Raw genomic sequence first — 10,328 nt, 5'->3', positions numbered from 1 at the left:
CGCCGATCCCCGCGTGCCATCACATGATAAATGGCCCCCGCAAACTCAATCCTGACCTGCCGCGCCATATCACCTGTCTATATTCCTTCTGGGTTTTGTCAAGATAAGACGACTGACCCCTTTTTCCGCTTTTTCGCAAAAGTCTCAAACATCATCGTAAACCCGCTGCCAGGACGCGCTTAAGTCCCTCAAAAAAGGGGACTTGCCGGGTCAAATCGCAGCCCTTATCCTCCCCTCGACAACCCACTCAAAACAGCGAAGAGCCGTTTAATGCAACAAAATCACTGACTTCTGGTTTAATTCCCATTCATGAGACTGCCCCTCTTGCTTGGCATCAGCAGTACCACCGCCCTGGCCATCGGTTACATGGCAGGCAGCTATTTTTCCATATTGCCTGCGGCTTCCACAACCACAGGCACCCACGCCGCCAGCCATTCCGGAAGCTCCAACCTCGCCGGCTTGGGTGCCTCAGTCGCAACAAACATCCAAGCAGGCGTCGAAGAGTCCAAATCAAATCCTTTGACAGCTCCCGCCAGTGATCTGAATTCCATACTCAAGGAAAGCAATCCGTACCGCATGATGAAGGATTTGTCAGCCTACCTCGACACCGTTAAAGCGGAAGATATGGCCCATATCATGAAACAACTGGAATCCATGCCGCAAAGCATGGCCAAGCTCCAGGCAACCTCCATGCTCATGGGGCGCTGGGCGGATCTGGATCCCAAGGGGGCCATGGCCGCCGCGCTGGATGGCAAAAACCGTTTCTCCAATTTGATGAACATTTCCAGCGTCTTCGCCGCCGTTGCCGCCAGCAATCCTCAGGAAGCCATCAACCAGATCCAGCAAATCACCGATCCGCGCCAACGCTCCGCGGCTCTGCAAGCCGCCATCGGCCAATTGGCCCTGCAAGATCCGCAAAAAGCCCTGCAGTTGCTTCAATCCAGCGGTGACACCAATGCGGGCGGCGGGCGGATGGGGGGCATGTTTGGCGCTAGAGGAGGGCTATACGGAACTCTCTTCTGCCAACTGGCATCCAAAGACATCGGCCAGGCCACGCAGATGGCCCTGCAGTTGCCCGCCGGAAATGACAGATCCAACGCGTTCCAAGGGATTGCCTCGCAGTGGGCTCAAAAGGATCCGCAAGCCGCCATCGCCTGGATGGTGGGCCAGTTGCCGGCGGGCGCCGATCGCGACTCCGCCCAGCGCACGATCGTGGACAACTGGGCGGCGACCGATCCCAAAGCTGCCATTCTTTATGCCCAATCACAAACCGGCGACACAGCCGCGAACTTGGTCCGCAATGTGGCCGCCCAGTGGCTTAACAGCGATTCCGCCGCCGCCGTCTCCTGGCTGAAAACACTGCCCGATGGCGCTACAAAAACCCAGGTGATCAACGCTCTCTCCAACCAGTGGGCCCGCAGTGATCCCCAAACCGCTGCCGCCTACGCCCTGACCTTGACCGGCGAAGCCCAAGCCACCCTGGCCAACGCAGTGGCCGGCCGCTGGGCAAGCAGCGATCCAGCCGCTGCCGCCAAATGGATCGCATCCCTGCCGGCCGGCACTCAAAATAACGGGGTGTACACCACGATGGCCACGGAGTGGGCGCGCAAAGACTCCTACCAGGCTTCAACCTGGCTGCAACAACTGCCGACCGGCAGCAACCGCGACTCCGCGATACTGGGCTTTACCAATCAGGTTGTCCGCAGTGACCCTGAGGGAGCCCTCCTCTGGTCGGTCACCATAGGCGACACCCAGACGCGCCTGGATCAAACCCAGAAAATTTACCAGCGTTGGTCAAAAACTGATCCAACCGCCGCCGCCACGGCCATCCAGAACTCATCGCTCTCCGACGCTGAAAAGCAAAGTTTGCTGCAGCAAAAACACTAGAATGTGTAAACGGCCTCGACGGAGACTGTGTTGGCAATATTGCCGGTGCCAAGAGGATTGCCAAAACCGTTGAGCTTGGTGGTGCGTGTAACATCGTCTCCGATATCAACGCGGTATTCCGCACGCAGCAGCAGGTTGTCCACAATGTTGAAGCCGTTGGTCAGGGTCAGGCTCCATATGTCTTCATTGTTATACCCCGCAAGATAACCGCCAAAATTTTGCGCGCTTCCACCGCCATTGGTCGGGTAGCCTGCGCCAAATTTTTGGCCGCTATCATCCGTGTGTATATAATCGGCGCGGGCAGCCAAACTGTAAATGCTGTTGAACTGATACTTGGCATACAGCGCCGCTCCCCACCATGTGGTGGTGGTTGTGTCGTTGGCATGAGGCCAACTGTCTATTTCGGCAAAGCCCAGATCGGTGTTAAAGCCGAGCAGGAGCTTGTCCCGGGTGCATTTCGGGGCCCAGTTGCCCCAGACGTCATACACAACGGCATTCCCGTTGTTATATTGGGCGACGCCCTGGTCTCTGGTAATCAGGTAGGAAGAATCCCAGGTGTAGAAAACGGACTGCTGGATGTTGGCATTGCCCGCCTTGTTCTTGATGTTCAATTTGGCTTCAATTGCGTAGCCGTCGTTGACAGGAGTTCCGATATCAAAGCTTTGACCGCCATTGGTGTCGGCATCCCAGCCGTTTGTGACCTTCAGGCCTGCGTCCACGATGTCGCAAAACTTGTATTCCGCCGACACGCCCGTGCCGGAAAGCGGGGTCATGTTCTGGAAAAGATTGCCGTAGGTAATATTGAGGTTGGAGGGGCGCTCGACGGCTTCATAGCCGAGCCATGAGACTTGTTTTCCGACTTTGAAGTCGATGCCATTGCCATAGGGAACGCGGATCGTGACATAGGCCTGTTCGACAAAAAAGCTGCTGGCATGGCCTTGGGTGCCGTCGCCGTTGAGACCCTGCAGCAAGGCCGTGCTGTAGTTATCGTTGGCATCGGCTGCGGCATCTTCACCGAGCATGGCATCCACGCGGAAACCGGCCTGGAGTTCATTCTTGTCGCTCAGGGGTTTTTCGAGAGTCAGTTTAACTGCATTGACGTTAAAATCCCCCGCTGAGTGGGAATCCTGTGAAAAGCGGTTTGTGACCTGACTGCCGGCACCGATGAAATTATAGGTGTAACCCACATCCACATAACCATTCAGCCTGACGCCGGGAACATCCGTCTCGACATAGTTCACCTTGTCGATGGTTTTGCCGAGATCTTTGCCCGGGACGGTTGTCGTGCCGGTATCGGCCAGGGCAACGCTGCTGATTAGGAGAGTCGCGCAAAGGCATAAAGTTTGTTTAGTCATATGGATCCAAGTCATTGATTATGATTATGTTATACAATCCACAAATCGCAATTTTGCAGTCGTGTAAACAGATGGTAATTGTTTTGCGAATGAGGTCAACCCCCTAAATACAAAATGTGGAATGAAGGATTCAGAATTTGTCTCAGACGATTTGCTGTTGGTACCCGAATTCTTGCAATTTATACCCCCCCCAATTATGATGACCGGCCTAAAACCACATCCACATAGATTTAACAGGACGTAGAAAGTTCAATTCATGGCACTGAAATTAAGAGACGCCGGGACCTGCAGGTACGATGAAATTTCACTGGGCGAGGTCATGCTCCGCCTGGACCCGGGCGACGGACGCATCCGGACCGCCCGTTCCTTCAAAGCCTGGGAAGGCGGCGGCGAATACAATGTGGCGCGCGGACTGCGCAAATGTTTCGGCCTGAAAACCGCCGTGGTGACTTCGTTTGTGGACAATGAAGTCGGCCATTTGATCGAGGATTTCATCCTGCAGGGCGGCGTCGATACAGATTTCATCAAGTGGGTGCCCGACGACGGCGTGGGGCGCAGTGTGCGAAACGGCCTGAATTTCACGGAGCGCGGTTATGGCATACGCGGCGCGGTCGGCGTTTCGGACCGCGGCAACAGCGCCGCATCCAAGCTGAAGCCGGGAGACATCGATTGGGAGCATCTTTTCGGCAAACTGGGCGCGCGCTGGTTTCATACCGGCGGCATTTTCGCCGCGCTTTCGGATACCACACCCGACCTGGTGCTGGAATCCGTCAAAGCAGCCAAAAAGCATGGCACGATTGTGTCCTATGATTTGAACTACCGGCCCTCGCTTTGGAAATCCATCGGCGGCCAGAAACGCGCCCAGGAAGTGAACCGTGAGATCGCGCGTTATGTGGATGTCATGATCGGGAACGAGGAGGATTTTACGGCCTGCCTCGGTTTGCATGTGGAGGGTCTCGACGAAAACATTTCCAAAATCGAAATCGACAGTTTCAGAAAAATGATCGAGCAGGCAGTGAAGGAATTCCCCAACTTCAGAGCCACCGCGACCACGTTGCGCACGGTGAAATCGGCAACGGTCAATTCCTGGGGTGCCATCTGCTGGCATGATGGAAACTTTTACGAATCGATCTACAGGCCCGATCTGGAAATTTACGACCGGGTCGGCGGTGGCGACAGCTTTGCGTCAGGGTTGATCTACGGTTTTCTCACGTCGGGAGATCCGGCAAAAGCAGTGAACTACGGCGCGGCGCACGGGGCGCTGGCGATGACGACGCCGGGCGACACGTCGATGGCGACGTTGAAAGAGGTTGAGAAATTGATGTCAGGCGGCAGCGCGCGGGTTGTGCGTTGACGGCGCAAGACTATCGAGGTTTAACGCCAAGACGTGAAGACGTTCCTGGTTCGTAGTTAAACACAAACCCCCTTTACTTCCCCCTTGTCAGGGGGATAGAGGCAGAAGGAACTCTGATAGACATAGACTTCGCGAGTGGAATGACCACTCGCCCCGAAGCGTTCGCTAAAGCTCACTTTCCGCCCCTTTAGATTAGAGGGGATTGCTGAGTGCCGTAAGCTGGCGGCTGAGAGCTGCTTATAACTTAAGACTTACAAACTTAAAACTTCAGTCCCCCCCCTTCGCCTTTTGGTTTGACCTCTAATAGGCAATACCTGTAAGAAAGGCGGGAGTAATAAGTTTTAAATATTGCTGGATTAGAATTGTTTATGACTTTGAAACGGAATCATCTCCCCTATATTAGGTTCATTTCAAAGCTCCGTTTTTCCGGCCTTGAAATAGCCTCCAAACCCGCGGGTTTTTTCCCGTCGTTCAAACTCCGAATCCAATAAGGGGGTCCTGATGCATTGCCTATCGATGAATCAAGCGTGTCGATCAAGGCAATGGACCAGAGTTGGAATATTTATTCGATGGAGTTGTTTTGCCCTTGGCCTGACTCTGGCGGATCTGCTGCATGCCCAGGAGAATCCACCGGACCCGGCAACGTCAACAACATCAGTTGATCTGGTTCCGACCGCAGACAATCCATCAAAAGCCCCCGCCCGATGGGAAGGGCCGGAGGTTTTTAAAAAGATGAGTTTGGAGGAGTTGATGAACCAGGAAGTCACCTCCGTGTCCAAGGAGCCCGAACCGTTTGGCCGGGCGCCGGCGGCGATCCAGATCATCACCAACGACCAAATCCGCCGTTCGGGCGCATCGAGCCTGCCGGAGGCACTGCGACTGGCAGACAACCTGGAGGTGGCGCAGGACAATGCGCATGACTGGAATATCAGCGCCCGTGGATTCAATGCGAATCTTTCCAACAAGCTTCTGGTCTTGATCGATGGGCGGACGGTTTATTCGCCGCTGTTTTCGGGAGTTTTTTGGGACGTGCAAAATGTGATGCTGGAAGACCTGGACCGGATCGAGGTGATCAGCGGGCCGGGCGGGACGCTCTGGGGAGCAAACGCGGTCAACGGAGTCATTAACGTAATCTCCAAAAGCGCACAGGACACGCAAGGCTGGTATGCGGAAGCCGGCGCGGGAACAGAATTGGAGGATTTCACAGCGGTTCGTTATGGCGGCAAGCTGGCTCCCGACGTTTATTTCCGGGTGTACGGTACGTATTTCGACCGGAATAATGAAGTTTTCACCAATGGCGCCACCGCCACGGACGATTGGAGCGAGGGACGCGGGGGATTCCGCCTCGATACGGCCGGCACGTCGGACGACAAGTTCACATTGCAGGGCGATTACTACAACGGCGCCTCCGGGACCGTACCAACACCGGGAACGAATGTTGAGAGCGGCGAGAATGTCATTGGCCGCTGGTCCCACACCTTTTCGCCTGATTCGGACATGAGCCTGCAATTGTACTATGACCGGACGAACCTATCCAAGCCGACCAGCCCGTCCATTTTTCTGGGCACCACGTTCGAGCCGGGCGGCAATTTTTCAGACAGCCTCGATACCTACGATGCGAATTTTCAACACCGCTTTGCCGTGGGTGACCGCAACAAAATCACCTGGGGCGCGGGTTACCGCTTCACGCACGACCAGAATAATAATGCCCCGACGCTGGCCTTTTACCCAGCTCCACTGGAACAAAATCTCTGGAGTTGTTTTGTGCAGGACGAGATCAAACTTCTGGACGATTTGTTCCTGACTCTGGGAACGAAGCTGGAGCACAACGATTATACCGGATTTGAATTCCAACCCAGCGGACGTTTGCAGTGGAACATTACACCGAAACAGATGATTTGGGGTGCAATTTCACGCGCGGTGCGGACACCCTCGCGGATCGACCATGATTCGGCGCAACCCACGGGCCTGCCGTCGCCCCTGCCGGGGAGCATTCTGAGCGGCACGACGGCGTTTACTTCGGAAACATTGATTGCCTATGAATTGGGATATCGCGCCCAGCTCGCGGACAGGATTTCAGGTTCTATTTCAACGTATTACAATGACTATGACGATATCCGGAGCACAACTGCAACCGCCCCGTTCAATTTACCCATTTATTTGCACAACAACCTTGAAGCCGAGACGTACGGAGTTGAGGTTAGCGCCGATTATCAAATGCTCGACTGGTGGCGTTTGCACGCGGGCTATGATTTTCTCAAGGAACATGTCCACGTCAAACCGGGACAAGTCGATTTTACGCACGGACTTAACGAGACCGCGGACCCCCAGAATCAATTTTCATTCCGTTCCTCGATGGATCTGCCGCAAAACATCGAGTTGGACGCCGGATTACGCTGGGTGGACAGGTTGACGATCAATAACGGCCCCAACCCCGGGGGTGTACCGGACTATTTTGAGCTCGAAGCACGCCTGGCGTGGCATCCAACCAAGGACCTTGAGATTTCCATTGTCGGACAAAATCTTTTGCACGATCAGCATGCTGAGTATGGATTCCCAAGCCCGACGCAAGTGCAAATTGAACGCAGCGTCTATGGAAAGATCTCATGGCATTTTTAAGTCGCACAACACGACATTCGCTGTTCGGGCGGATGAAATCCTGTTTATTTCCACGGCCATTCCTTGAACGGCAAAGGCGGTTTTGGGGTCTGTTGATTTTCATCCTATGTATCAGCACATTCGGCATGGGCCGCGCTGAAGCGCAGTCGAAGGAATACCAGCTCAAGGCGGCATTCCTCTACAACTTCGCGCAGTTTGTCAAATGGCCGACCTCATCTTTTGCGACTAGCGACACGCCCTTTTACATCGGCGTCCTGGGGGACGACCCCTTCGAGGGGGCGCTGGAAAAAATAATCCAGGGCGAATCCATCGATAATCACAGGTTGGCGATCATTCGCTCCCAAAGGGTGGAGGATTTGAAAGACTGCCAGCTCCTTTTCATCAGCAAGTCGGAAGATGGCCATGTGGGCCAAATCCTATCCAGTCTGGATGCCAGACCCATCCTCATGGTGAGCGAGATCGGCGGGTTTGCGCAAAGCGGAGGCGCCATCAATTTGTACCTTCAAGAGGGCAAGGTGCGTTTCAGCATCAACCCTGAAGCCGCCCAGCGCAGGGGATTGAGGATCAGCTCACAATTGTTAAGCCTGGGCAAAGTCGTTGAGGGGGGCAACTAACATGAACTGGCTGCGGGATCTGCCCATTCGCCGAAAGCTGACGCTGGCCATTTTACTGACCTGCTCGGCGGCGCTCCTGCTTGCGTGCGGCGTGCTGGCTGCCTATCAATTCGTCAACTTTCGCGGAGGAATGGTGCGCGGTACCACGGTATTGGCCGATGTGCTGGCAAAAAACACCCAGGCCGCCCTGGCTTTTCAGGATGAGAATGCGGCGCAGGAAACCCTGCAGGCGCTGCAGGTCAAATCCAGCGTTGCATCCGCATGTCTTTATGATGAGAAAGGAAATTTGTTTGCCCAATACACCCGGGCGGGAAAAAAAATCGATTTTCCGGTCCGCCCTTCCGGCGACGGGTATCGCTTCGAACGAGGCAGCCTGATTGTCTTTCACCCCGTTTTTTTAAATGAGAAACGCATCGGCACGATTTACATCCAAACCGGCCTGGAGGAAATGTATGGTCAGCTCAATGTGTTCCTGGGGATTGCCGCGGTGGTTTTGACCGGTTCCGTATTTGTAGCTCTTGCGCTTTCCTCTCGCTTCCAACGGCCCATTTCACGGCCCATCCTCATCCTGGCTGAAACGTTGAAGCGCATTGCGGAAGACAAGGACTATACGGTCCGTGTACCCGCACAGGGCCGGGATGAAACCGGGCAGCTCACCGGCGCCTTCAATCAATTGCTGGCCAGCATCGAAGATCGCGATAAAGCCCTGCTGGCCGCGAATGAATCCTTGCGGCAGGAAATTGCGGAACGAAAGGGCGCCGAGGAGCGGGTGCAATCCCAGCTCACGCGGCTTGAATTGTTGCACCGCACCACCCGCGCCATCAGCGAGCGGCAGGATTTGCAAAGCATCTTTCAGGTGGTCGTCCGCACCCTGGAGGAGGATTTGCCGCTCGATTTCGGGTGCGTTTGCCTCTACGAGCAGGGCTCCAAAACTTTGACCGTCACAAGCGTCGGCATTCGCAGTGAAGCGTTGGCGTTGGAGCTGGCACTGACCAAATCCTCCAGCGTGGATATCGATAAAAACGGCCTTTCCCGCTGTGTGCGCGGAGAGTTGGTTTACGAGCCGGATATCAGCAATTCCAAGTTTCCATTCCCACAACGCCTTGCGGGCGGCGGGCTGCGCTCCCTTGTCGCTGCGCCTCTTTTGGTGGAAAGCAGGGTTTTCGGCGTACTCATTACGGCGCGCCGCCAACCCAATGGCTTCAGCAGCGGCGAATGCGAATTTTTACGGCAGATGAGCGAGCATGTGGCCCTGGCCGCGCATCAGACGCAACTGTACGAGGCATTGCACCAGGCTTATGACGATTTGCGACAAACACAACAGGCCGTGATGCAGCAGGAACGTTTGCGCGCGCTGGGACAGATGGCGAGCGGCATCGCGCACGACATCAACAACGCCATTTCGCCCATCGCGCTTTACACCGAATCCCTGCTTGAAGCGGAGCCGGGTTTGAGCGCCCGTACGCGCGACTACCTGGGCACCATCCAGCATGCGATTGACGATGTCGCACAGACCGTTTCGCGCATGAAGGAATTTTACCGCCAGCGCGAACCGCAGTTGGTTCTTCTGCCAGTCCAGTTGAACCGCCTCATGCAACAAGTCATCGATCTTTCACGCGCCCGCTGGAGCGACATGCCGCAACAGCGCGGACATTTCATCAAAATGGAAACGGAACTGGCGGCGGAATTACCGGCCATTCTGGGAGTCGAGAGCGAGATTCGTGAAGCGCTCGTCAATCTTGTCTTCAATGCTGTCGATGCCATGCCCGAAGGCGGCACTCTGACCTTGCGGACAAAAATTTCCGAACCCGGAAAATCCGGCACAGCGGATCCAGCGCCACGGCAAGTCCATGTGGAAGTCAGCGACACCGGCATGGGAATGGACGAGGACACGCGCCGCCGCTGCTTTGAGCCGTTTTTTACGACGAAAGGAGAGCGTGGCACCGGCCTCGGCCTTGCGATGGTGCATGGCATTGTCCGTCGGCATAATGCCGAAATCGAAATTGACAGTGTGATTGGAAAAGGAACAACGATCCGGCTTGTCTTCTCGGTGCCGGAAACTCCCGCAGGCGAATCGAGCCCGAGTTCTTCAGGCTTTACGATGCCGTCGAGACTCCGCCTGCTCATCACCGATGATGATCCGCTGATTATCAAGTCGCTGCGCGATACTCTTGAGATGGACGGCCATGTCATTGTAACTGCAAATGGAGGGCGGGAGGGCATTGAGGCGTTCCGCAAGGCATGGGAAGCACAGGAACCGTTCTCGGCCATCATTACAGATCTCGGGATGCCTTATGTGGACGGACGGCAGGTTGCCGCGGCCATAAAGGGCATTTCCCCATTAACGCCTGTCATTCTTTTGACCGGTTGGGGACAACGATTGGCTGCAGAAGGCGACATACCGCCGCATGTTGACCGTGTCCTGAACAAGCCTCCCAAGTTGCGCGAATTGCGCGAAGCTCTGGCCGAGTGTCTGGCGCGAACAAAAGCGTGATTTTT

At 55.3% G+C, this 10,328-nt stretch carries 6 protein-coding genes; 5 read left to right on the top strand and 1 reads right to left on the bottom strand.

Features of this window, described 5'->3' with window-relative positions; all coding sequences use genetic code 11:
- Window positions 1-309: 309 nt before the first annotated feature.
- Window positions 310-1,887, top strand: coding sequence for a hypothetical protein (locus tag PHD76_12455; protein MDD5262648.1), 1,578 nt, complete (start codon window positions 310-312; stop codon window positions 1,885-1,887).
- Here PHD76_12455 and PHD76_12450 read toward each other — a convergent pair.
- Window positions 1,884-3,242, bottom strand: a complete 1,359-nt coding sequence (locus PHD76_12450) for an outer membrane beta-barrel protein (GenBank protein ID MDD5262647.1) — start codon at window positions 3,240-3,242, stop codon at window positions 1,884-1,886. The genes PHD76_12455 and PHD76_12450 overlap by 4 nt on opposite strands.
- Window positions 3,243-3,498: 256 nt before the next feature.
- Here PHD76_12450 and PHD76_12445 point away from each other — a divergent pair, with 256 nt between their 5' ends.
- From PHD76_12445 to PHD76_12430, 4 genes are all read left to right on the top strand, one after another.
- Window positions 3,499-4,596, top strand: coding sequence for a sugar kinase (locus PHD76_12445; protein MDD5262646.1), 1,098 nt, complete (start codon window positions 3,499-3,501; stop codon window positions 4,594-4,596).
- Window positions 4,597-5,328: 732 nt separating this feature from the next.
- Window positions 5,329-7,215, top strand: coding sequence for a TonB-dependent receptor (locus PHD76_12440; protein ID MDD5262645.1), 1,887 nt, complete (start codon window positions 5,329-5,331; stop codon window positions 7,213-7,215).
- 125 nt (window positions 7,216-7,340) lie between these two features.
- Entirely contained in the window at window positions 7,341-7,829 is a 489-nt protein-coding gene (locus PHD76_12435) for a YfiR family protein (GenBank protein MDD5262644.1), read from the top strand.
- Window position 7,830: 1 nt separating this feature from the next.
- Complete coding sequence (locus PHD76_12430; protein MDD5262643.1) at window positions 7,831-10,323, top strand: CHASE sensor domain-containing protein; 2,493 nt, start codon at window positions 7,831-7,833, stop codon at window positions 10,321-10,323.
- Window positions 10,324-10,328: the final 5 nt, after the last annotated feature.

Source organism: Candidatus Methylacidiphilales bacterium (genome assembly GCA_028713655.1).
Classification (GTDB): domain Bacteria; phylum Verrucomicrobiota; class Verrucomicrobiia; order Methylacidiphilales; family JAAUTS01; genus JAQTNW01.
Note: the sequence above shows the minus strand (reverse complement) of the source record. Positions and strands in the feature narration are given on the sequence as shown.